Genomic DNA, 24,175 nt, shown 5'->3' with positions numbered 1-24,175 from the left:
TTATTTTTAGGTTAGTAAAAGATTCAATCTAACAAAGTAGTTCTATCGGTTAAGTTTTGTCCGTTTTCGCTGTTGTTGTGTTCGGCCAGCACCTGTTCCAGCTGACTGTAATCCTTGATAAGCTTGGTCACCAACAAGCCACTTACCATTATAATTCCGGAGGTAATCATATCGATAATGGTCATTTCGACAAATTCATCAATGGTGTCGGCATTCGCATATACTCTCCAAGATATGCGACCGATCAAGCCTCCCAAAATCCATGTTATCCACCAACTGATGACCAAGCCCTCCTGATACGGAGCATCAAACTTTACCTTCTTCCTTCTCAAATAAGACTCCGTTTCGTCAAATAGCTCCATCATGATCCGATATGGCCTATAAAGGTTAATCAAAGGCACAAACCATGCTCCCACAGCCCACCCTTCCGAAAATTCCAACCGCTCGGACATCAGCAGGTGTAAATTAAAATAGGCCCTCCGAAACCAATTAAGAAAAACTATCACAGAAACGACGTACGTAACGACGATCAACACCGCAATTACCGTTTCCCTCAAGTCATTAAGTTCGGCTTCTTGGTCGGTGATCCCTGATTCTGCTGCATTGCTGAGCAGTTCATATTGCATATAGCCTGAAATGATGCTGACTGCATGGAAAACTATTATTATATAAATAAATAACTGAGCGAGCTTGGCTCTTTTTTGGTTAGGTCTTAAAGCTTCCAAATGAGTAGTAGTTACGTTAAACGACCCCAAAAATTTCTAATGATCCCTATCCATCTACCAAAAAATCAATCCCTATAAAAAGAGCTTGACTGCACACATCAAAAATATATGGGTATACAAAAGTACAAATTTTAATGTCAAATGTGTCCTTTCTGTAAACATAAAGTAGCGGCCCCTTTCCGGTCAACGGATACAAGACTATTTTAATGATGCTTATTATATTAATGATTCGAACTATTGTTTTATTCGCTAAATAGTGAGAACTTAAAATCGTCATTTGATGGCTATGGGCTACCCAAAGGCTGATGTTTAAGATTTTACTGCTGACTAGCTGATTTTACCATGAACAAGTACGTTAAGATTGCTATTTTTTCCCTGCTGATCATTATGGCAGGGTTTATCTACTGGAGATACTTCTTTGTTTTTGCAGAAGGTGTTAAGGGCGGCACCTTAAATTATTATGAAAAGAAAGGCTTTATCTTCAAAACCTGGGAAGGACGCTTGGTACAGGAAGGCTTCCAAAGCCCTACAGCAGGAGCTCTCCAAAGTAATGAGTTCCGATTTAGCGGTGTTGATGGGGATGTTTCTGAAAAACTGGAAAGGGCTAGCGGCAATTTCGTGGAAGTCCGCTACCGTGAATACCTCGGAGCACTCCCTTGGAGAGGAGCCAGCAAACACGTCGTCTATGAAGTCCTCCAAGTTGGCAAACGAAACAACGGATCTGGCAACGGGGAGTTACCGGTGAATGGGCAGTGACCCCTCGATAAATGGATCAATAACTCATTTAAAGAGGCCTCAGTTACTGAGCCAATTCATCATCGATTCTTCCAACTATCTTCAAAACAACCCCACCTAACCTCCCCGCCATGGCGGGGAAGAATCTCAAATCTCAAATCTCAAGACTCACATCTCATTACTAAATCGTCCTCACTGCCACTACCAACCCAGTGGACCAATTCATCTTGCATAAAGACAGATCAGTGCGGGATTCGAGTGCAGCGATAAGTTTTTTTACATTCTCTTCATGACCTGCGGGCCAATTGGCTTGGGTATCCATGTCATCGATGATATAGAAGCCCCCTGCTTTTAGCAATGCTAGGGTCTCATCCAGTTCACTGTACTTGCCTGGCCAAGCATCTGCAAAAATCAAATCAAACGCATCACCTGCATAGTTCTTGATCCATTCACTGCCGTCTGCACAGACGATATCCACCCGTTTATCATTACTGAAAAACTCCCCTGCTATTGCCGTTAAAGTTGGGTCATTATCCACGGTGGTCAATTGGGCTTTTTCACTTAGCCCATCCACCATCCAAGCAAGTGAAAGGCCTATTCCGGTACCTATTTCCAGAAAATTGCCCCCTGGCTTCGAAAGCATCAGTGTTTTCAGAAGCGACCCAATATACTGATCTGAGGGCATCGTAAATCCTATTTCTTGGCACTTGGCCTGTACCTGTCGGTAGATCGCTGGCACATCCTTAAAATCAGCATCATTCATAAGCTATGGGGTAAAAGTGAAGTAATAACCTGAGCTGGTTAAATAGAACTCAGGTTAATAAATATAGCTATCTTCCGTAATTTTTCACCATTGGATGACAAATACATGTGGAAGGAGGACCAGTGACCAATAAAAAGCACGGCCCAAAGTGTTTTGAGCCGTGTCGTTGGTTTAGTTATGCTAAAAAATTATTCGAGTAATACTTTTAGGTATTGGACATTGTTTTCCCATTTTACTTCCAAGATCACTAATCCATTTCCAAATGCTTGTAACATTTTTGAAACCTGTGGATTCAAATCGTCAAGTGTATCTACAGTGCTGCTGGCTGATTTATTCAGTGCGTTCATTGCCCTCAGGCGGATTGATCCGCCTAGGTAGGAACTTCCATCCAATAACGCCAATTTTAGTTCTTGGCTTGCACTTGGGTTAGGGTATGCTTGCCAGGCATCTGTGGTCAAGGTGATTTTCGGAACGGTTACTTGGCGCAGGGAGCCATATGTAAAGCTGTTGTCCAAGTTTACTTGCTTTAAGCGGTAATATAATTTTCCTCCAGAAGAAGGTAGGGCATTATCTGTAAATTGATACTGTGTCAGCTCATCTGTCCATCCAACGGCTTTCACTTCCCCTATTTTCTGAAAACCTGATGCGCCGTCCACTGAGCGTTCGATTTCATAATGACTGTTTTCCCATTCCTTGCTTACACTCCAAGCCAATTGGGTACTGTGTTGCTCAGCCTTGAATGCTGCATCAAAATCCTGCCATATCACAGGGAGGGCAGCCATCACCCGAAGTCCAAAATTAGCTTCCCTCACGGAAGTGTTGTTTAACGTCAATACACCCAGTATACCGGATGGGTCATGTAGGTTTTGGTCCTCTTCCGTTCCTAACTGGGCACCGGTATTTTCCCAGTCCTCAGGCAATTGAGGCCCTGGGTTTTGCTCACCAGGTGCGACAGTTGTGGTGGAGAGCACCGCATTATAGCTGCCATCCGGTACACGGTCAATAAAATAGCTTCCGTCTGGGGATACAGGTACTGTTGCCACCACCTCATCATGTTCATCTACGATGAGCACATGTAAGCCTTCCGCCGCAGTCGGTTGGCCATAGATAAGGCCGTCTTCAATCCCATCATCGTCGTCATAGACGTTTCCCTCAAATGTCAAGTAGCGGTATTCATCGTCTTCATTTACCTCCGTATAATAAGAAGCCGCCCAAGTGTTGATGGTGTTTCTTTCACTGAAGCCATTATTCCCGTCAGCATGCCAGACATGGCTATCCCCTGCTTCACCGGTTACATTCACGGGAAGAGAGACGGCACTGGTCTTGGAATTGTCATCCAAGTCTTCAAATCCATTTTCCCCATCTCGTGGGATCAGTGAATCATCCCAATAGATCGTATTATCTTCCGGGTCTCCTGGGCGGACATTGGTGATGGTGATCCCCATACTCTGCTCCATATCATACACGGGGAAGTGGACGGGGGAAAATATAACCGCAGCAAAAACCCCGATGGGAGATCCACTTGTGACCACATTTTCATTGGCATCTTTTCCATCCCAATAAATTTCGTATTCCCCACTGGCATCGTATTTTTCACTCATGATCAGGTCAGTACCTGCGTCATAGGTGCCGTTTCCATTCAGGTCTATCAATACATCTACGATCCCGGGAAGGCTGATGTCTATATCCACCCAAGCATGTCCCCCATTTCCGGTAGTGTCCTTTTCTTCGTACGTGATGTTTAAGGTAGCACTGGGCTCTTCGGTGGTAGGCCAAAATTCCAGGTCGGGATCGTTTAGAAAGAGCGGATACTGGTAATTGGAGGAAACACCCTCTATAGATTTTCGGTTATCTACGTGGCTGCCCTGGTTATTCCGTGGGCCATCCTGATTGGCAAAGAAATTTACGAAGCCACCATTGGAATTGGGAAACTGGGCATGCTTCACAAAGTAGGTGTCGCCCATGCCCCCAAACGTATCGTCTACGGGTACGTAGAACCCAAAATCATTATGAAATGCACGGTCATTTACCACTCCGGCCTCCCGTGGCAAGCCATTCAGGATACTCCAATACTTGGAATACAACCTCCCTGGCTGTACCTCTTTTGCCGCATTGGCTACGGTGACATCCCAAAAACTGATAGGAAGTCCATCACTAATTGGGTCCCCGTTATTTCGGGAAATCTCCACCCAAAAAGCCCTTGCTTCTCCGGTGTCATTTGTAAAAGAATAAGCGTCATATCCAGTGGTTCCTACTATGGCAGACGGTCCATTAGCTGCTGCTTGGGCATTGGCTGGCCTGCCTTGTATTCCTCCGTTGGAGTGGGCATCATAGTAGTGGTTGTCTACTGGGACTCCATATCGCTTATCTGGAAAGAAGCCGGTATCAGTATCATCGTAAAACCACCTCACCCGGATATCTTCATTATTGTCGTAATAGTTAAATCCTAAAAAATCAAACTCCTCCTCATTTCTAAAACCCCAGTATACTGTCTCTCCAGGCTTGACGTAGACATACATCCTATGGGCAGCATTATAATTATTGGTCTTGGAAGGCATCATCATGTATCCGCGACTTCCATATCCACCGTTATTGTTGCTGCTATTGGCGGGTATCCATAGCCAACTTCTTCGGTTGGTAGCCGTTCCCCAGTCTCCGGATCCCTCCGCCAAGGAAGTTTGGTTGAGCTGTACTGCCAGCAAGATCACCATTATCAGGTGAAAGGGAAATAGTCTTTTCGAGTTTCGAGTAGCGTGTTTCTTCATGCACCTTTTATTTTTAATTAAAACAGGTACTTATTACCACTTCTTCACCATAGTGGTCAGTGGCTTTTACTGAAGGACTGATGCCAAGTGGCAAAGCCTTAAGTATTGTTTGGTATATATTATGGATTTGGTGCTCTTAGTTACTGTTGGGAGTAACCAATAATCATAAATTACTATGTGTTGTGACTAACGTTTTCACTACATAGATAAAATAAAAACCACGTAATTAAAAATAATACAAAATAATATTTTAAAAAGCATATTAGTGGTAAAAAACGACAGAAAACAAAATCTGTAATACAACAAAAAAGCCTCAAACCCAAGGGCTTGAGGCTAACAATTATTGAAGTGTTGGATTTTATCCGTTCATGCTGATCAGAAATTCGGCATTGTCTCTTGTGCCTTTCATTCGCTGGAGCAAGAATTCCATGGCTTCTTGAGAAGTCATGTCGGACATGAGTTTTCTCAAGATCCAGATACGTTGCATCTCTTCTCTTTCCATCAGCAGGTCTTCTCTTCGTGTACCTGATCCAGGGACATCGATGGCAGGATAGATCCTTCTGTTGGAGAGTTTTCTGTCCAAGCTCAGTTCCATATTGCCAGTACCTTTGAATTCCTCAAAGATCACCTCATCCATTTTGGAGCCAGTTTCTACCAGTGCAGTGGCAATGATGGTTAGTGAGCCGCCATTTTCCACGTTTCTGGCAGCACCGAAGAACCTCTTCGGCTTATGAAGCGCATTGGCATCCACACCACCTGAAAGGATCTTTCCAGAAGATGGCACTACAGTATTGTAGGCCCTGGCAAGTCGTGTGATGGAGTCCAATAGGATGACCACGTCATGGCCGCATTCTACCATTCTTTTGGCTTTTTCCAGTACCATGGAAGATACTTTTACATGGCGCTCGGCCTGCTCGTCAAAAGTGGAAGAAATCACTTCTGCTTTTACCGAACGAGCCATGTCCGTCACCTCTTCAGGTCGCTCGTCGATCAATAAGATCATTAAGTGACACTCTGGATGATTTTCGGCTATGGCATTGGCAACTTTCTGAAGCAAGACGGTCTTACCTGTTTTTGGCTGGGCTACGATCATGCCCCGCTGTCCTTTTCCGATAGGAGCAAACAAGTCTACGATTCGAGTGGAGAAATTGTCCGCTCGCGTGGTCAGGTTTAATCTTTCTTCAGGAAATAATGGGGTAAGGTATTCAAATGGTATCCTGTCACGAATCTCCTCAGTGGTCTTGCCATTTACGGAAGATACTTTGAGAAGGGCAAAATATTTTTCTCCTTCCTTGGGAGGCCTGATCTGGCCTTTAATATTATCGCCTGTCTTCAGGCCAAAAAGCTTGATCTGGGAAGGTGATACATAAATATCGTCTGGAGAGGCCAGGTAATTATAGTCCAGTGACCTTAAAAAGCCATATCCGTCAGACATGATCTCCAGTACTCCTTCGTTTTCTATAATTCCATCAAATTCCTTCACCAAAGAAGCATACTTTTTTCTGCTATTTCCAGTGGTCGGTTGGGAAGGCTCATCTGATACCTCTTTAATGTTTTTTCTTCTGGGAAGGTCTGCTTCAGCTTCTTGGGGACGTTCAGTGGCCACTCGCTGTGCCACCTCATCTACTACTGCCTTTCTTCTCGGTCTGAATCCCCTAGGTCTGTTATCGTCGTTGCTTGATTTCTCCTGCTTAGGTTCAGGTTTGCTTTCAGGCTTGTTTTCAGGCTTGCTTTCAGCTTTACTTTCTGTTTTGCCTTCAGGTTTGTTTTCGGCCTTAGGCGCCTCGTTTTTCCGTTCCCTTTTCTCCTTAGGAGCGGGCTTGGTGTCTTCCTTCGGCTTTTTGGTAGGTTTAGGAGGCTCTTTGGTTGCTTCTCCCTTTTTGGAATCAGCGACGTTTTGGCGTTTGAATTTAGGCTTTGACTCCTTTTGTTCCTCAGTGGTCGCCTTTGCTGGTTCTGCTGCTGGCTCCTTTTCGGGGGTACTGTCCGGGGAAGTCTTTTCAGCTTTGGAAGGTTTTTTCTTTGGAAGGGCTTTCTCAGGGGTGATAGCTTGCTGATCTAAGATCGCATAGATGAGATCGTCCTTCTTTAGGGATTTGTAGTTTTTAACCCCGAGGTCTTCTGCTATCTCCTTCAGTTCGGATAGCAGTCTAATTTTTAGTTCTTCAATATTATACATAAAAAACGTATAAGAGGTACTTGATGTGATTAATAGAAATGAGTACTGTGACTATATTAATTGATTGGTATAAAAAGGTGTCTTATGAAATAAGATGAACCCACAGGGCGTGGATTATGAACTTTTTGATTTCACAATATTACAGTAAGCAATTTTAATACGCAAACTTTTTTTTTGAGGATGTGTATTTATCAGAAAATTAGAAGGTTTTAACCTTCCTTAAATATCTATAAAAGGTCAGTTTCCTGCTGTTTTGGGCTAGTTTTACCTACTTCATTTTCTTAATACCAAAAACGGAAAAAAGATTCATATTATTATCCTATGTTATAAAACTTTCTTTAAAAAGGTGAAAATCTAAAGTTTATTGGCAAAGAAAAGTGGATGGTGGGCAGGCAAGGGATCGCTGATCCATAATAACATTAGTGAAAATCAAGGTCATCTGCAAGGAACAACACTACCGACATCTCCTTTCGATTTTTTGTCATTCCGCTCCTGAGCTCTGTGCGAAATCACTATCTTTGCATTTCCAAAATAAAGCTTATACGACATGCTACAGGTAAATTTTATCCGTGACAATTTTGACCAGGCAGTGGAAGGATTGCAGAAACGCTTCTTTGCCGATGCAAAGGACAAGCTGCAAAACGTCCTGGATTTAGACAAAGAAAGAAAAGAAACCCAGCTGGAAAGAGACCAGCTGCAAGCTGAATCCAATACCATTTCCAAGCAAATTGGTCTATTGATGCGTGAAGGCAAAAAAGACGAGGCGGAAACAATAAAAAAGCGTACATCCGAAATCAAAAGCCAGATAAAATCCCTGGAAGAAAAGTATGGCGAAATAGAGGAAGCCTTGAAACAATTGCTTTATGCCATTCCCAATGTGCCCCATGCCAACGTCAAGGCCGGAAAATCAGCAGATGACAATGAAGTCGTCTTGGAACATGGCGAAGCACCAAGTCTTCACCAAGGTAAACAAGCGCACTGGGACCTGATCAAAAAATACGACATTATTGACTTTGAGCTGGGCAATAAAATTACTGGAGCGGGATTTCCTATTTATAAGGGCAAGGGAGCTCGGTTGCAGCGTGGTTTGGTAAACTTCTTCTTGGATGAAGCTACCAAGCACGGTTACCATGAAGTGCAGCCGCCCATACTGATCAATGAAGAAAGTGGATATGGCACTGGTCAACTTCCGGACAAGGAAGGCCAAATGTACCATGTCACGAATGATGACCTTTTTCTGATCCCTACCGCAGAAGTGCCGATCACCAATATGTACAGGGATGTGATGCTAAAAGCCAGCGATCTTCCGATCAAAAACACGGCTTTCACCCCTTGCTTCCGAAGAGAAGCGGGCAGTTGGGGAGCGCACGTGAGAGGGCTTAATAGACTTCACCAGTTTGACAAAGTGGAGCTCGTGCAGATCACCCATCCGGACAAGTCTTATGAGACATTGGAAGACATGAGTGCCTATGTGCAGGCATTGCTGAAAAAACTGGGGCTGCAATATCGTGTACTTCGCCTTTGTGGAGGTGATACAGGATTCACTTCAGCCATGACCTACGATATGGAGGTGTTTTCTGCCGCCCAAGAAATGTGGCTGGAAGTAAGTTCTGTAAGTAACTTTGAAACGTTCCAGGCTAACCGGCTGAAACTGCGCTTCAAGGATGAAAACAAGAAGACCATACTTGCCCATACCTTGAACGGAAGTGCACTGGCTCTACCGAGAATAGTCGCGGCCATTCTAGAAAATAACCAGACCGAAAAAGGCATCAAAATGCCCGAAGTGCTAGTGCCTTATTTGGGTTTTGAGTGGATTGATTAAAAAAAGAGGCTGTCTTATAAATCAAAAAAAATCATTGCGAATGCAGCAACAGCGGAGTGAAGAAATCTTGCCTTTGAAGGCGAGATTGCCGCGTCGCAGGCTCCTCGCAAGGGCGCAGATGTATAAGACAGCCTTTATTTACAGAAAATGACTTTTTGATCCAATAAGGAATCAAGCGGAAAAACTGAGGGGCTGATGGAACGCTGATGATTTGCGCTGATTTTTTGCTTAAATTGAAAAAGACTAGCAGCATAAAAAAGCCCTGAAAGGGCGTAACATCCATAGCCATGGGCAACGCCCATGGTAAACAGCAAAAATAACTTTTTTAAATGCGTTCGCCCTGACTTTTGTCTGTCTTCTACGATTATGCTTTTCACTTTTCCCTATATTTGCGGGATCATGTGGAAAGAAATCATCGTACTGATCAAAAAAGAGATAACGCTGGAATGGCGTCAGAAATATGCACTTAACGGTATTTTGCTTTATGTGGTCAGTGCTGTTTTTATTACTTACCTGAGTGTGGGGGCCAAGCAGGGTAATATTTCCGTTCCGACTTGGAACGCGCTTTATTGGATCATCATCCTCTTTTCGTCTGTAAACGCCGTGGCCAAGAGTTTTGTCCAGGAGCACCAAGGCCGACAGCTTTACTATTATATGATCGCTTCGCCAGAAGGAATCATTATTTCCAAAATCATCTATAATACCTTGCTGACGGCTGTTTTGGCGATTTTGGGATACTTGGTTTTTAGCGTTATTTTGGGTAATCCCGTGCAGGACCAGGGACTTTTTGTGCTGAACTTGCTGTTGGGAGCCATCGGTTTTTCAGCTTGCTTGACCATGGTGTCGGGGATAGCTTCCAAGGCCAGTAATAACGCCACGCTTATGGCCATCCTGAGCTTTCCCATTATCATTCCTATTCTGTTGATGGCCATCCGCATTTCGAAAAATGCCATCGATGGGCTGGACAGAGGGGTAAGTGCTGATAAGTTGATCAGCCTACTTGCCATCAACGCCATTATCGGTACCACAGCCTACATCTTATTTCCTTACTTGTGGAGGAGTTGAGGGCTGAATATGGTAATGTTGGAAGGTTCTGACATTTGCTGTCCACAGCTGGCTGAAGAGCCACTGTCCACTGATCATGGCTAATTTCCTTGTTTGTTCTTCCACATAGCTTCTACGTTCAGTTGATTGACTGCAGGTTTGTACCATCCGTTCGTATAATCCCCATGACAAGCTGCTAAAAGCTGTTTTTTCATTTTCTCTAGGCGTTCGGGGTTGTTGGCTGATAGATCATTCGTTTCTTTATAGTCATCTGGTAGGTAAAAAAGCTCAAAGGTATCTTTGCGGATAAAATACCGCAATTTCCAGCCGTCTGCTGCTATCAAAGTAGGCCCTTCAAATGACGAGTGAACGATAAACTCGTGTGTGTTTGCTTGTTCTTTATCTGTCACTTCTTGCATGAAGCTGATGCCGTCTGTATCAAATTCCTTTTGAAAGCCTGTAACCTCCGCTACCGTAGGTAGCCAATCATAATTGGTGACCAGGAGATCAGAGGTACTGCCTGCAGGTGTATGGCCTGGCCATCTCACAATAAGCGGCACTTCCAGTCCGCCCTGCAAGTTGCTTCTCTTCATCCCGGCACGCCCGTTATTTCCATTAAAAATATCACCAGCAAGTTCACTGTAATATTTGTCGTCCAAATTGTCAAACCGTTCACCTGTTTGCATATTGGTGTAGGGCTTCAGCACCCTGCCTTCCTTCGTGTAGTAAATCTCATGGCCATTATCACTGGTGAAAATCACCATGGTGTTTTCTGCTAATTGCAGGCGATCCAGTTCCTCCAAAATTTGACCGACATTATCGTCGAGCATTTTCACCATGGAGGCATATTCCTTTTCTATTTGGGTAAGCTCAGTGGATGCGGCGACTTCAGGATGAACGGACGGCACCGCCACTGGGCCATGTGGCAGCTGGGTAGGGAAATAGAGAAAGAAAGGCTGGTCTTTATTGCTCCGGATAAAACCCAGTACTTTATCCATAAACAAATCCTGTGAATAAACGGCTTTGCCGGTCATGTCCCATCGGTCATCATAGGCTTTTTGCGTCTCAAGCTCGATGGTCTTGCCACAGTCAGCACGGGTATTTCCCGGAATGTTTACCAGCTGTCCATTCTCGAATAAATAAGGTGGATAAAATCCATGTGCCCGATTATGGTCAAGATAACCAAAATACTGATCCCAGCCGTGACGCTGCATTTGATGGTCAGATACCGAAAATCCCCATTCCAGTTTGCCAAATTGCCCTGTAACATATCCAGCTTCCTGCGCTACTTGGCCTAAAAAGACCTGGGAGTCAGGAATAGGAGCTAGGGTAGTATTGATCATTTGTTCTATTTCCTTCACGCTATAAGTGGAGTCTCCGACACGTTGGTACAATGTACCATCAGTGATAGGAAATGCCGGATCATGGCAATCGTGCAGTCCTGTGATCAGCGATGCCCTGGCAGGAGCGCAAAGCATGCTTCCTGAGGCATTGGTAAACTTCATCCCCTCAGCAGCCAAGCGATCGATGTTTGGTGTAGAGAGATGTTGCTGGCCTTCGTGGCTGAGCATTCCTTTTCCTAAATCATCTGCGTAAATGAGTATGATATTGGGCTTGGAAGGTGTTTGATCACCGTTTTTACATCCTAAAACGCTTAGGCAAATTAAAGTAAAGCAGAGGAATCGGGCTATGGTTTCATTTATCATGCCGTAATTTAGAGGCTTTGGGAGATATATAAAAATGGTGGGGACGTTTTGGTGATTGGCCGTGCCAAATAAATTTACCTAAATGCCTGCTCCTTGGGTGTCAGCTGAAGGATCACGGTAGTAGGTGATTCGAACAGGTCTTTTCCCTCAAAGACTTTTTTGTAGCGAATACCTAACATTTCCAATTCCTTGAGATGGGTTTTTCTGGTGATCAAGTAGCCTGATGCATGTTTGGGCGTGCCGACCTCTTGGATGTTTTCCAGTGGCTGTCGGAGATAAAATGAAAATGCTGGGTTGTAAATTTTGAAGTAGTACCAATTGTTAGCGGAAAGAGCATAGGTTTTGGCAGCAAGAACAGGATTTTGGCGGTCGATTTTCGGAAAGGCAAGCCAAAAAAAGATCAACGCTACTAACATAAAACTACCACCATAATAAAATACAAACGCTTCAGCCCGTTTTTTATATAAGGCCATTATCATTAGTGGAACTGCCATCGTGGGGATGAAGAATAGCCATAACATACTCCAAGAAACAGTCAACGATCGATCCGCCGATAACCCAAAGTAAATGCCAAAAGGTAAAGCAATCAACAGCATGGCAATTAATACCGCAGGCACCAGTAACGGCTTCCATTGTTTTTTTATGGTCATATCATTGAGGTAATTCCCAATGATGATGGCCAAAAACGGATAGGCCGGTACGGTGTAATTTGGGAGCTTGGTGCCTGCCAGCATGAAAAACACAATGATGGTGGTCGCAGAAATTAAGGAAAATGTCGTGACTCTATTAGTCCGGAATTTTAGCGTATGCCATATGCCTTGCAACAGAAAAAAAGCAAAGGGCAGCATTCCGCCGAGCACAAACAGCCATGTCAACCAAAAGCCTCCTCCGTGCCCTTCCATAGGAGCCGAAAACCGATTGAGGTTATGCTTAAAGATAAACTCTTCTATCCAAAGGCCATTGGTTTTGGTGGCTACCAGCACATACCAAGGCAAAGCGATCAGGAAAAATACGGCCAAGCCCATGGGGTGAAAAATTCGTTGCAGTCTTTTGCCATTAAGCAGCTGCATTACCAGTCCATATACCAAAAAGGCTATGCAAGGCAGTAATACCCCCACTGGGCCTTTAGAAAGTACGGCCAACCCTAGTGACGCATAAGTGACCAGCATCAGCATAGTAGAACGAAAACCTGATAGGGACCATTCGTAAAATGCCATGAACGCCATGGTCATAAAAAAAATCAAAAATGGATCTGGTACGGCCATATGAAACTGGATATACCAATGGAGACTGGAGGTGAGTACAAGTAGCGTCAGGATGCCAGCACGATATCCCAGGTTCTTTCTGGCAAAACGATACGTAAAGTACACTGTCAAAAAACCAAACAAGGCGGGAAAAAAACGCGCAGCAAACTCATTGATGCCAAAGAGCTGATAAGCCAATATAAAAAAATAATAGTGGAGAGGAGGCTTGTCAAAGCGGTATTCACCATTGAATGTAGGAACGACCCATTCCCTCTGTTGGAGCATTTCTATGGCAGCAGTGGCGTTTTTTGCTTCGTCCAGTGCGTAAATACTAAGTCCATGGAGGTTGGAAAAATGTAAAAATAAGGCTATCAACAACAGTAGGCTGGAAATGAGTCCTTTTTTGTCCATGATATTTTCCATAGGCCAAAATTACGCGCTATCCTCTTCCTTGATGTCAATAAAGCATTATTAAAAAGTTAGGTTTTGATTATGGGACTTGGTGACCGTGCAAAAAAGCTGTAATTTTGACCAAATTTTATATGGTATGTCCAAATTACAGCTTTCTCTCGTTGTCACGGTTTATAACGAAGAGGAAAACATAGCACCTCTTTTAGCCGCTGTTTACACAGCCCTTGAGGAGATTTCTTACGAGTTGATTTTAGTAGATGACGGTAGCACTGACCAAACAGTGGCCAAGGCCAAAGAACACGCCAATGGAAATACCAAAGTATTGATTTTTAACAAAAACTATGGGCAGACCACAGCCCTGGCAGCTGGCATAGACAATGCCATTGGAGAGTACATCGTCACGATGGACGGGGACTTGCAAAACGATCCATCAGACATTCCGATGATGCTCCAAAAAGCCATCGACGAGGACTGGGATGTAGTGGCAGGTGTGCGTGCCAACCGGCAAGATGGTTTTGTGTTGAGAAAATTGCCCAGCAAGTTTGCCAATTGGATGATCCGAAATACCACCAAGGTATACCTCAAGGATTATGGCTGTAGCCTGCGGGTATATAAGGCAAATATCGCCCAGAATATGGGGCTTTATGGGGAATTGCACCGATTTATCCCGGTGCTGGCCAAGCAGGAAGGAGCTCGGATGACGGAGGTGAATGTCAAGCACCATCCTCGGATCCATGGCACTTCCAAATATGGCTTGAACAGGACTTTTAAGGTCTTGGCAGACCTGATCCTGATGCTTTTCTTCCAAAAATACCTCCAACGGCCCATTCATATTTTCGGTGGACTGGGGCTTTTGGCATTAATTTCCGGTGCCCTTATCAATTTTTACCTTTTGGTGCTCAAAATCCTTGGTGAGGACATCTGGGGCAGGCCGATTCTGTTGGTCGGACTGATCTTGATTTTGGGGGGACTGCAGCTGATCACCACTGGTATCGTGGCGGAGATCATCGTCAGGACGTACTTTGAGTCACAGGATAAAAAGACCTATACCATCAAAGAAGTCTTCGAAGGTGAATAAGAAAACACTAAAGCTACTCCTGAAACTGCTGCTCACAGGAGTGGCCATTTACTTGGTGTTTCGAAAAATAGACATGGATGCGACCTGGCAGGTAATCAAGAAGGCCAACTTCGGTTATCTCACCATTGCAGCGCTATGTTTTGTACTTTCCAAAGCCCTTTCTTCCCTCCGGCTCAATTGCCTTTTCCGGAACTTAACCGTGCGCCTCAGTGAGCGCCAAAACCTCAAGCTGTACTGGATTGGGATGTTCTATAATCTCTTCCTTCCCGGAGGAATAGGCGGCGACGGGTACAAAGTCTACTGGCTCAATAAGCGCTTTGAAGCCAAGGTAAAAAAACTCCTCGCTGCCGTGCTCCTTGACCGTGTGAGCGGACTTGCCGCATTGGTATGGCTACTGCTGGTCATTTGGTTTTTTGTAAAGGTGGAGTGGACAGCTCCATGGGGCATTGACTTGGATATCGTCGCTGGCATTGGCCTCGCCATAGTGCCCTTGGTATTTGCTGGCGTGGTGAGGTGGTGGTTTCCTACTTTTAGACGTGCTACAGCGGTTACCAGTGGCTATTCGCTTTTGGTACAGTCTGCCCAGCTTATTTGTGCCTATTTTATCCTGCTTGCTTTGGGAGTCCATGAGCAAGTCCTCGAATACCAGTTTGTCTTTTTACTGTCTTCGATCGTAGCGGTATTGCCGCTCACTATTGGCGGTGTGGGCGCACGGGAATTGGTGTTTATCTTTAGCCATGAATACATGGGCATTGATAAAAATATTGCGGTAGCCTTTAGCCTGTTGTTCTTTTTGATTACTGCAGTGGTTTCCCTAGCTGGTGCAACGGTGAAGATGGAGGAAACTCAAGAAGCTGCCGGCAATAAGTAGTGGGAAAGCGTTAGATTAGTTATTACAATTTTTCAATCTTCCAATTTTCCAATCAATTCAAATCCCCTTTCTTGGCCACATCACATTTGCCACAGCCACAGTCCAGTCCATTGGATTTCTTGGGCTTGAAATATTGGTACACTTTCCAGCCAATAATCCCCACAAACAACGTCCATACAATAATTTCTTGCCACATAAGTTCCTGTGTTTTTTGGTTATTTACGAAAACAGCTGATAGGCGATGAAGGCCGATACATAGGCCAGGGCCGTCATGTAGACGGTCTGGATCAGTGGCCACTTCCACCCTTTGGTCTCACGATATACTACCGCCAAGGTACTCATGCATTGCATCGCAAAAGCATAGAATACCATCAGCGAAATAGCAGTCGCCAAGTTAAATACCGCTTCGCCGGTAGTGGGATTCACCTCGCTTTTCAGCTTTTCCTGAATGGTCAATTCATCCTCCACCTCACTGCCGACGCTGTAGAGCGTGGCCATCGTGGAGACAAAGACCTCACGGGCTGCAAAAGAAGTAATCAGCGCAATGCCTATTTTCCAATCATAGCCCAAAGGCCGAATGGCCGGCTCGATAAATCGTCCAGCTATTCCTATGTACGAAGATTCCAGCTCTGCTGATTCAAGGGTATGCTGATAATCGAGCATTTCTTCTTCGGATGCTCCATCAGCGGGGACTTCCACTGCGGCTATAGCCTCTTCCCTTGCGCTTGACGGTCCATAGGTCGCCAGTACCCACAGGACGATCGAAATGGCCAAAATCACTTTCCCCGCTTCGAATACGAAGGTTTTCGATTTGGAGTATACGGTGATCAGGACATCTTTCCATCGCGGCACTCTGAACAATGGCATCTCTACCATCAAATAGCTCCTTTCATTGAAATGCAGGACAAGTTTCAGCACCCAGGCCGTCACCAATACCGCTACCACACCCAACAGGTACATGCCCAGCATGACCAATGCCTGCAGGTTAAACGGCCCAATATTCGCAGCTGGAACGGCGATACCAATAAGGATGACATATACCGGAAGTCTGGCCGAGCAGCTCATCAAAGGGGTAACCATGATCGTGATCAGACGGTCTTTCCAATTGCCGATATTACGGGTAGCCATGATGCCGGGGATGGCACAGGCAATGCCAGAAATCAACGGCACCACACTCTTGCCATTCAAGCCAAAGGGACGCATGAGCCTGTCCATCAAGAAGACCACGCGCGACATGTATCCGGTATCTTCCAAAATCCCCAAGAAAGCAAATAACAACGCAATCTGAGGAATGAAAATTACCACTCCACCAATCCCTGGGATAATCCCCTCTGTGATCAGGTCAGTGAGCAGCCCTTCCGGTAATAATCCCGCCACGGACGCACTCAAGCTGGCAAAAAAGCCATCAATTAGGTCCATAGGCATTGCTGACCAAGCAAATACCGCTTGGAATATCACCAACAGAATCCCCAAGAAAATAGCATATCCACCAATTTTATGAAGCAAGACTTTGTCCAACATATCTGTTAGCCGCTTTTTCTTCATGTCGGTCTTTTCTACCACCGTTTCCAACACCTGCTGAATGGCAGCGTAGCGGTCTTGGGTCTCTTGGAGTTGGGTGGACTTGATGTCAAAATCTGCCCCCTTTATTTCTTGTCTGAGCCATTCACTTTCTTCGTGGCTTAGAATAGGTTCTTTGTCATGAAAGCGGATCAGCTGATAGGCTTGGTAAGAATTGTCCAGTGAAAAACGCTCTTGGATAGCAGTGGACAGTTGCTCAGGCAAAAGTCGGTCGCTTTCCAAAAACGAAGCAGGCTGTTCAAACATCTGGTCGCCAATCAGGTCAGTAATGCCGCTGATGCCTTTGTTGCTGCGGGCATTGGTTTGGATGACCGGTACGCCAAGTGCTTTGTATAGTTGGTGGGTCTTGACTTTGATCCCTTGCTCTTCTGCTGTGTCGGACATATTGAGCACTACTGCCATGGGCAGCCCAAGATCCATGATCTGGGTTACCAAAAACAGCCCTCGCTCCATGCTGGACATGTCCACTACTGCCAGCACAAAATCCGGCTTGGAGGTCTTGTCCAGTCCATTGAGCACACGGTGGACGATCACTTCATCTTCTGAGTTGGGGTAGATGCTGTACGTGCCTGGCAGGTCAATGATGGTAGTGTTTTGATCGCCTATTTTTAGGGAGGCAAAGCGCTTGTCCACCGTCACACCTGGGTAATTGCCCACTTTTTGGCGTAATCCAGTCAGACGGTTAAATATCGTAGTTTTTCCCACATTCGGATTTCCGATGAGGGCCACAGTAAAGGTCGATAACTTCTCAGGGGTGAGTACTTCTGGCATACAGCAATTAGTTTTCTAGGATCACTTCGATGAGTTGGGCTTCAGTTTTGCGAAGGGCAATGACGGTGTTTTCCAGCCTAAAGGCCATCGGATCCTTCAATGGCGCCCGCTGCAACAAGGATATCCGTTTACCAGGCAAAAAACCCATTTCCATTAGGTTTAGGGTCAGTTCACTGGGCAATATTTTATCAATAATCGCCACTTCTCCTTTTTTTATGGTATCTGCCGTCCTCATAGCTGTTGCTTTTATAGCATTAGGTGTATCCTTCGAATTGATAGGTCGCAAGAATATCGTATTCGTTTATTCCTCTGAAAGCGGAATGCACTAAAACCCTACTTTCAGCATGGCTCACAAAAACTTGAATCCCTGGATATCAAATCCGTATTTCTTTTTAATTGAATTAGATTGAATCTAAATTGCTGCAAAATTAACGGAAAATGCATAGAAAACGTTCTGTTTTTTCCGAAATCTTAGCTTTACATGATAAATGGCAGCTAGACTTTATATGAAGGAGGCGTTCGCTTCTGCCGGAAACAGTGCGCCCCACTGCCTTTCAGGCCTTAGCCATCAGAAGGAAATTACAAGCGGAATCAATGCATAGCCGTCAGGCTAACGTCCGTAAGTAGCTGAAAATTTATATTCTTATTGGTGTCTGTGCTATCCATAAATGGAAGAGGGAGATTGCAAATCCCCATTATCTCGGTTCGAGATTACAAACCTCGAACAGCTAAGCGTTATAAACTCAAGCCGCCAACTTCCGCAGCAAAGCTGTCGGAAAAATATTTTTTTTACAAATATCTTAGTGCCTTGTCGACGTAGTGGCCCCTGTTTTTAGTAGCGCAAAAGGGGAACCTCCCCTTAACTAAACCGCCTTAAGTCCGGGGTAAACATAGAGAATCTTAACTATTATCCACAGCATTAGTATTCAATGGTGACTCCCAAGGTCGGAAGCTCATAAAATAGCGATATACACCAATTTTTTCATGTAATTAAAACGGGATTTTAGTACTAAATACTCCCTCCAGTTAAGCCCAGATTCCATCAATTAACGTAGGAAATCCCTCCTGCTTTCAGGTGATTGCCCTACCTTGATTTTACATTTCGGTGCTTTCTTGAGCCCGGAATATGCAATAGCCTTCCTGTTGCGACCTTAAACTGATTCAAAATCAGCCGTTTCACTTTAGTTTTCGGCATAACCGTAGCGGTGCTACGCTAATGCCTCCAAACTAACTGATTTTCTTGCAATTTCAGCTCTTACTACGATTCCTAACGCATAATCCGGGTTGAAAGATGCACAATGTAGACCCAAAGAGAAAAACCAAACGTTAACTAATGAAGAGAATATTACTTTCTATTTTATCAATTGGGGTGTTGGCAGCTTGTTCTCCCGAAACCCAAGAGGAGGAAAACAGTTCTGCCGCCTCGGCAGTTTCCGAGCGTACCTTCAAGACGTACTGCAATCCGATCGATATTGACTACACCTATATGTCCCATTACAGGGCCAGAAATAATGTATCCTATCGATCAGGAGCCGATCCCGCTATTGTGAACTTCAAAGGCAAGTACTACCTCTTTGTCACGCGTTCCCATGGTTATTGGGTGTCGGATGATATGAGCAATTGGGAATTTATCCGTCCCCAAAGCTGGTACTTCAATGGTTCCAATGCTCCCGCGGCGGCGGTGAAAGATGGGAAGATCATTTTGCTGGGGGATCCATCAGGGCGTGGAGCGGTGATCCAATCAGAAAATCCTGACCTAGGGGATTGGGAGACTAACTTTGCGGTGATCAATGTCCCCGGTGGGGTGCAAGATCCCAACCTGTTTGTCGATGATGACGGTAAGGTATATCTCTACGAAGAATCGTCTAATAAATGGCCCATTCATGGCATAGAACTGGATGCCGAGAATTATTACATCCCAATGGGCGAGCAGGTGGACCTGTTTAATCTTGAACCGGAAAAACACGGTTGGGAGCGTTTTGGCCAAGATCATAAAAGTGACCTGAAGCCATTTATCGAAGGCCCTTGGATGGTCAAGCACAATGGGACCTATTACTTGGAGTATGGCGCTCCCGGCACACAGTGGAATGTGTATGCAGATGGTGTCTATACCAGCGACAGTCCGCTTGGGCCATTTACCTACGCTCCTTATAATCCCATTTCTTATAAGCCCGGCGGTTTCCTCAAGGGCTCTGGTCATGGTAGCACAGTAGAAGATAATAATGGAAACCATTGGCATTTTGCGACCATGGCCATCTCCGTTAATTATAAATTTGAGCGCAGGATCGGCATGTATCCAGCCGGGTTTGAAGAGGATGGACAGATGTTTGTCAACACGGCTTATGGGGATTATCCACATTACCTGCCCGACACCGATGTGGAGGAGCACAAGCACCGCTTTACGGGCTGGATGCTCCTATCTTATAACAAACCTGTAAAAACCAACTCTGCGGAAGTCAATAAGGACATCAATGTGGTGGATGAGAGTGAAGGTGGCTATATGCAGGAACAGATCAGGGAATTTGACATTGGCCAGATCAATGACGAAGAGATCCGTTCTTATTGGGTCTCTGAAGCCAATAATGATTCTATCTATGTGGAACTGGATTTGGAAAAACCAATGGATGTCAAAGCGGTCCAGATCAATTTCCAGGATTTTAACAGTGAGATCTTTGGCCGTCCTGACACCCTTCGGCAACAGTTTGTGATCAAAACTTCCCTGGACGGCACCAATTGGGAAACCGTCGCGGATTACTCCAAAAACCAACGTGACATGCCCCATGGCTATGTCGAACTGGACAAGGCTGTGGAAGCGCGGTATGTACGCTATGAGCACGTTTACTGTACCAATAAATATTTGGCTATCTCGGAGCTTAGGGTATTTGGCAATGGTCAAGAAACTCTTCCTGAGACTCCTTCAAACTTCTCCGTGAAGCGCCAAAGTGACCGCAGAAACGCGGATCTCCAATGGGATGCTGTAGATGGTGCCATGGGTTATGTGATCTACTGGGGTATCAATAAGGACAAGCTTAATCTCGCCGCACAGATGTATGGCCAAAATGCATACGAACTTCGTGCGCTCAACACGGATCAAGGCTACTATTACCAAGTAGAGGCTTTTGATGAAAATGGCATTTCCAAGAAAAGTGAAGTAAGGTATACGGAATGATATTGAGCAAAAAGATGTTTTAAGAATACCCGTTTTGGGTTGTTGTGGTTAATTGTAAGTGTGTTTGTGAAGGTCTACCCGCCTTTTAGGGTAGACCTCACAAGTACCTTGGGATTATCCATCCATTTTAATCTCATTAAATCGGCACGTTTTGTGCTATATCAAAAACGAAAATTAAATCAACCGCAATAAGCCGGGCTGCTGAGCAATCAGTTTCCCGGCTTTCTTTTTTTCCTGTGTAATTTATCCCGGTTTATGATTATCCACAATGATACCAGTAATCACGGGAAAATTAAACCCGGAATATGCATTAGCCTATCTGTTGCGACCTGAAACTGCTTCAAAATCAGTCGTTTCACTTTAGTTTTCGGCATAACCGTAGCGGTGCTACGCTAATGCCTCCAAACTAACTGATTTTCTTGCAATTTCAGCTCTCACTACGATTCCTAACGCATAATCCGGGTTAAATAGGTGCTCACAGAAAACATGGAAATCTCAGAAAAGCCTTGCTTCATTCTGGGTGTTTTGTGCGTTCCGTGAGAAATAAAACCTATAATCAATAGGGAAAAAATTTCAAGGAAGTATGTCCAAAACTATTCCCCCAGAAATATTGGTTGGTCCAGCAATGCCCATCTCTGCTTCCATTATGAGCTCTTTAGGTGCCGGGAAGCGCAATGCCTTTCACTTTTCTGTAGAGCGATAGGGCGTACTTATCGGTCATCCCGGAGATGAAGTCGATCAGGTTTCTCAGCAGGATATAGGGCATTTGCATTTCTTTGTTCATCTTAAAAGTTTCCGGTAATAAACGAAGAATACTTTTGTCTTTACCTGAGAAATTTTGCGTGTCGTAATACTGGTTATATAATGCCGTTGAAAAGACTTCTAATAAACCTTCCAAAACCTGAAATCCCGCTGCTTCTTTCTCCAATACGGGTTGGGATCGGTAGATTTTTTTGACGGAGAGCTTGGTGATTTTTTCGAGTGCATCAGCGGATGGAATGCAATCCGTAAGGGCTTGGTCAAACTCTCCTTTCAGCATGGCTTCTTCGTATAGTCGAAATGTGGCTACCGTTTCCTCCACCAGTTTTCCAATCGCCATGGCCCGTAAGATGGCCAACTTTTGGGCGGAGGATTTGAGGGAATTGAGTTTTTCTTCTTGGAATTTATCCCCAATGATTTCTGCCAATAGTGGAATGGCCTCTTCCAGCTGTACCAATCCTAAGGTACACCCATCTTCCAGGTCAATAATGCTATAGCAAATATCATCTGCTGCCTCGACCAAAAAAGCCAAAGGATGCCTATGCCAAGAGTTTTGTCCGGATAAGCTAAGGCCAAGCATGTCCGCCAATTGTTGGTAAACACCCAAGTGATTGGAAAAGAACCCAAATTTCTTTTGGCTGCGCCGATCAGGGTCACGTTGGTCGATTAGCGCTGGTCGTGGATATTTGGTAAAAGCGGCCAAGGTAGCATAGCAGACCTGAAGGCCGTTGTCCTTGTCCACCAACATCCGAAAACCTTGGGCGTTGCCCTCAAAGTTGATCATGTCCTCCCACTCATCTTTCCGCAAATGGGTTTTCCAGACTTGGCCTGAGGGATGGAATTTAAAGAAATCCGATATCGCATCCTCTCCTGCATGGCCAAAGGGTGGATTGCCTATATCATGGGTCAGGGCGGCAGCGGCCACGATGGCTCCGATATCACTGGATCCTACTCCTCGCTGGTTCAGCTCAGGGTACTTTTCGAGCAGGTATTCGCCGGCAGATTTTCCCAATGATCGGCCCACACTGGAAACTTCCAAGCTGTGGGTAAGCCGTGTATGCACAAAATCCAATTCCGGCAAAGGAAATACTTGGGTCTTGTCCTGCAGGTTTCGAAAAGGTGCCGAAAAAATAATCCGGTCATAATCCCGCTCAAATTCACTTCTGTATTGTTCTTGACTCGCCTTGGACTTCTTTTTGAAATCTGCCCTTCCGGCACTTAACAGCTGTTCCCATTTCATCATGCCCAAAAATAATGATCCCTCCCAAATTAATGGCTAAATCCACCTACAAAATCTGATACGACTAGCCCTTTATACTGCTTTATCCTGTCAATTATCCAATATACTTACCATGGTACCTTTTATGGAGTTGTTTGTCAAATTATGCGCATTTCACCATGAAGAGCCTAATTATTTAAATATATTTGTAAAGAGTTGATGAATTAATAAAATATTTGATGATCTTCATGGTTAGACTGCTATATTTCCTGCTTTTGTTTCCAGTATGCCTTCATGCACAACAGCTGAAAGACAGAAATCACTATGTAACCTACCGTACCACTGGTAATCTTGTTATGGATGGGAATATGGATGAAGAAGACTGGACGGCTGCCAAGTGGTCATCATTATTTGTGGACATTGAAGGGGATGCTCAGCCAGCGCCATTATATGACACAAAACTAAAAATGCTCTGGGATGAGGAGCACCTTTACATTGGTGTGTGGATGGAAGAGCCTGATTTGTGGGCCACCTATACCGAAAGAGAGTCGGTCATTTTTCATGAGAATGATATTGAAGTTTTTTTGGATCCAGACGGAGATACACACAATTACTATGAACTGGAAATCAATGCTCTCGGTACAGAATGGGACTTAATGATTACGAAGCCATATCGAAATGCCGGAAGCCCTATTAATGGCTGGAATATCAATGGCCTGGAAAAGGGGATTTCGCTGGATGGGACGGTCAATGATCCTACTGATAAAGACCGTTCTTGGACCGTGGAGATGGCGATTCCGTGGAAAGCACTTTCACAGCGGGGACCGGCCTATCGGGCACCAGCTGACGGAGAACAATGGCGAATCAACTTTTCCCGGGTCCAGTGGCAGTTAGAGGTCGACAATAACCAATACACCAAAAAGATCAATCCCAAAACCGGCAAACACTTTCCCGAATACAATTGGGTGTGGTCTCCCCAAGGCCACATCAACATGCACCTACCCGAATATTGGGGTTACCTACAGTTTGTGGAGCAGCCTGTAGGTAGTGAAGAAGTACCTTTTCGCCTGAAAGAAGACGAAAGAGTAAAAGATGCGTTAAGGACGCTTTACCATAAACAACATGCATTTTTCAAGGAAAACGGAAAGTTTGCCTATCAGCTTTCCGAGCTGCCTGATGTGGAAGCATTGGAGCGTTACCATCCTCAGTTTGAAGTAAGCCCTACCCGATTTAAGCTATCTGCGCCATCGCTTAGCAGTGACAAAACCTGGTATATCACCGAGGATAGCAGAACTTGGAGTGAATGATACACGCCTTTTATACTCGGCGTTCA

The 24,175-nt window shown here is 44.8% G+C and carries 18 protein-coding genes; 7 read left to right on the top strand and 11 right to left on the bottom strand.

Going from position 1 to position 24,175, the window contains the following annotated elements; all coding sequences use genetic code 11:
• Positions 1–23: 23 nt before the first annotated feature.
• Complete coding sequence (locus tag DN752_RS10925) at positions 24–725, bottom strand: DUF4328 domain-containing protein (protein WP_112783974.1); 702 nt, start codon at positions 723–725, stop codon at positions 24–26.
• 342 nt (positions 726–1,067) lie between these two features.
• Here DN752_RS10925 and DN752_RS10920 point away from each other — a divergent pair, with 342 nt between their 5' ends.
• On the top strand, positions 1,068–1,481 hold the full coding sequence (locus tag DN752_RS10920; protein ID WP_112783973.1) for a hypothetical protein: 414 nt from the start codon (positions 1,068–1,070) through the stop codon (positions 1,479–1,481).
• A gap of 160 nt (positions 1,482–1,641) precedes the next feature.
• Here DN752_RS10920 and DN752_RS10915 read toward each other — a convergent pair whose 3' ends face one another.
• The 3 genes from DN752_RS10915 to rho form a co-directional block, all read right to left on the bottom strand.
• The gene (locus DN752_RS10915) at positions 1,642–2,223 is read right to left on the bottom strand and encodes an O-methyltransferase (RefSeq protein ID WP_112783972.1); all 582 of its coding nucleotides are present in this window, start codon (positions 2,221–2,223) and stop codon (positions 1,642–1,644) included.
• Between the two features lie 188 nt (positions 2,224–2,411).
• Entirely contained in the window at positions 2,412–4,988 is a 2,577-nt protein-coding gene (locus DN752_RS10910) for a hypothetical protein (RefSeq protein WP_211324205.1), read from the bottom strand.
• 358 nt (positions 4,989–5,346) lie between these two features.
• Positions 5,347–7,167 carry a transcription termination factor Rho gene (gene rho, locus DN752_RS10905; RefSeq protein ID WP_112783971.1) on the bottom strand — a complete coding sequence of 607 codons (1,821 nt, stop codon included), beginning with the start codon at positions 7,165–7,167 and terminating at the stop codon, positions 5,347–5,349.
• 547 nt (positions 7,168–7,714) lie between these two features.
• On the opposite strand from rho, the gene serS reads away from it, so the two are divergent.
• Complete coding sequence (gene serS, locus DN752_RS10900) at positions 7,715–8,989, top strand: serine--tRNA ligase (RefSeq protein ID WP_112783970.1); 1,275 nt, start codon at positions 7,715–7,717, stop codon at positions 8,987–8,989.
• A 134-nt stretch (positions 8,990–9,123) separates the two neighbouring features.
• Here the strand turns inward: serS and DN752_RS24470 are convergent, their stop codons facing one another.
• Positions 9,124–9,366: a hypothetical protein gene (locus tag DN752_RS24470; protein ID WP_162633190.1), complete on the bottom strand. Its 243-nt coding sequence runs from the start codon at positions 9,364–9,366 to the stop codon at positions 9,124–9,126.
• A gap of 22 nt (positions 9,367–9,388) precedes the next feature.
• Between DN752_RS24470 and DN752_RS10895 the strand changes: the two genes are divergently transcribed.
• Positions 9,389–10,054 (top strand): heme exporter protein CcmB, encoded by a 666-nt coding sequence (locus DN752_RS10895; RefSeq protein ID WP_112786508.1) that lies wholly within the window; start codon positions 9,389–9,391, stop codon positions 10,052–10,054.
• Positions 10,055–10,134: 80 nt separating this feature from the next.
• Here the strand turns inward: DN752_RS10895 and DN752_RS10890 are convergent, their stop codons facing one another.
• Complete coding sequence (locus DN752_RS10890) at positions 10,135–11,739, bottom strand: arylsulfatase (RefSeq protein WP_112783969.1); 1,605 nt, start codon at positions 11,737–11,739, stop codon at positions 10,135–10,137.
• Positions 11,740–11,813: 74 nt separating this feature from the next.
• On the bottom strand, positions 11,814–13,406 hold the full coding sequence (locus tag DN752_RS10885; RefSeq protein ID WP_112783968.1) for an ArnT family glycosyltransferase: 1,593 nt from the start codon (positions 13,404–13,406) through the stop codon (positions 11,814–11,816).
• 124 nt (positions 13,407–13,530) lie between these two features.
• Between DN752_RS10885 and DN752_RS10880 the strand changes: the two genes are divergently transcribed.
• Positions 13,531–14,472, top strand: coding sequence for a glycosyltransferase family 2 protein (locus DN752_RS10880; RefSeq protein WP_112783967.1), 942 nt, complete (start codon positions 13,531–13,533; stop codon positions 14,470–14,472).
• Complete coding sequence (locus tag DN752_RS10875) at positions 14,465–15,343, top strand: lysylphosphatidylglycerol synthase transmembrane domain-containing protein (protein ID WP_112783966.1); 879 nt, start codon at positions 14,465–14,467, stop codon at positions 15,341–15,343. Before DN752_RS10880 ends, DN752_RS10875 begins: the two co-directional genes overlap by 8 nt.
• A gap of 52 nt (positions 15,344–15,395) precedes the next feature.
• On the opposite strand, the gene DN752_RS10870 is transcribed toward DN752_RS10875, so the two are convergent.
• From DN752_RS10870 to DN752_RS10860, 3 genes are read right to left on the bottom strand one after another with little or no spacing between them, the layout of a single operon-like run.
• Entirely contained in the window at positions 15,396–15,539 is a 144-nt protein-coding gene (locus DN752_RS10870) for a FeoB-associated Cys-rich membrane protein (RefSeq protein WP_112783965.1), read from the bottom strand.
• Between the two features lie 23 nt (positions 15,540–15,562).
• Positions 15,563–17,695: a ferrous iron transport protein B gene (gene feoB, locus DN752_RS10865; protein ID WP_112783964.1), complete on the bottom strand. Its 2,133-nt coding sequence runs from the start codon at positions 17,693–17,695 to the stop codon at positions 15,563–15,565.
• 7 nt (positions 17,696–17,702) lie between these two features.
• Positions 17,703–17,930 carry a FeoA family protein gene (locus DN752_RS10860; protein WP_112783963.1) on the bottom strand — a complete coding sequence of 76 codons (228 nt, stop codon included), beginning with the start codon at positions 17,928–17,930 and terminating at the stop codon, positions 17,703–17,705.
• A gap of 1,098 nt (positions 17,931–19,028) precedes the next feature.
• Between DN752_RS10860 and DN752_RS10855 the strand changes: the two genes are divergently transcribed.
• Positions 19,029–20,864, top strand: a complete 1,836-nt coding sequence (locus DN752_RS10855; protein WP_112783962.1) for a family 43 glycosylhydrolase — start codon at positions 19,029–19,031, stop codon at positions 20,862–20,864.
• Positions 20,865–21,519: 655 nt separating this feature from the next.
• Here the strand turns inward: DN752_RS10855 and DN752_RS10850 are convergent.
• Positions 21,520–22,866 carry a deoxyguanosinetriphosphate triphosphohydrolase gene (locus DN752_RS10850; RefSeq protein ID WP_394337169.1) on the bottom strand — a complete coding sequence of 449 codons (1,347 nt, stop codon included), beginning with the start codon at positions 22,864–22,866 and terminating at the stop codon, positions 21,520–21,522.
• 224 nt (positions 22,867–23,090) lie between these two features.
• Between DN752_RS10850 and DN752_RS10845 the strand changes: the two genes are divergently transcribed.
• Positions 23,091–24,149, top strand: a complete 1,059-nt coding sequence (locus DN752_RS10845; protein WP_112786506.1) for a carbohydrate-binding family 9-like protein — start codon at positions 23,091–23,093, stop codon at positions 24,147–24,149.
• Positions 24,150–24,175 lie beyond the last annotated feature (26 nt).

The organism is Echinicola strongylocentroti, from assembly GCF_003260975.1.
GTDB lineage: Bacteria > Bacteroidota > Bacteroidia > Cytophagales > Cyclobacteriaceae > Echinicola > Echinicola strongylocentroti.
The sequence above is the reverse complement of the archived record's forward strand: the minus strand, read 5'-3'. Positions and strand labels throughout refer to the sequence as shown.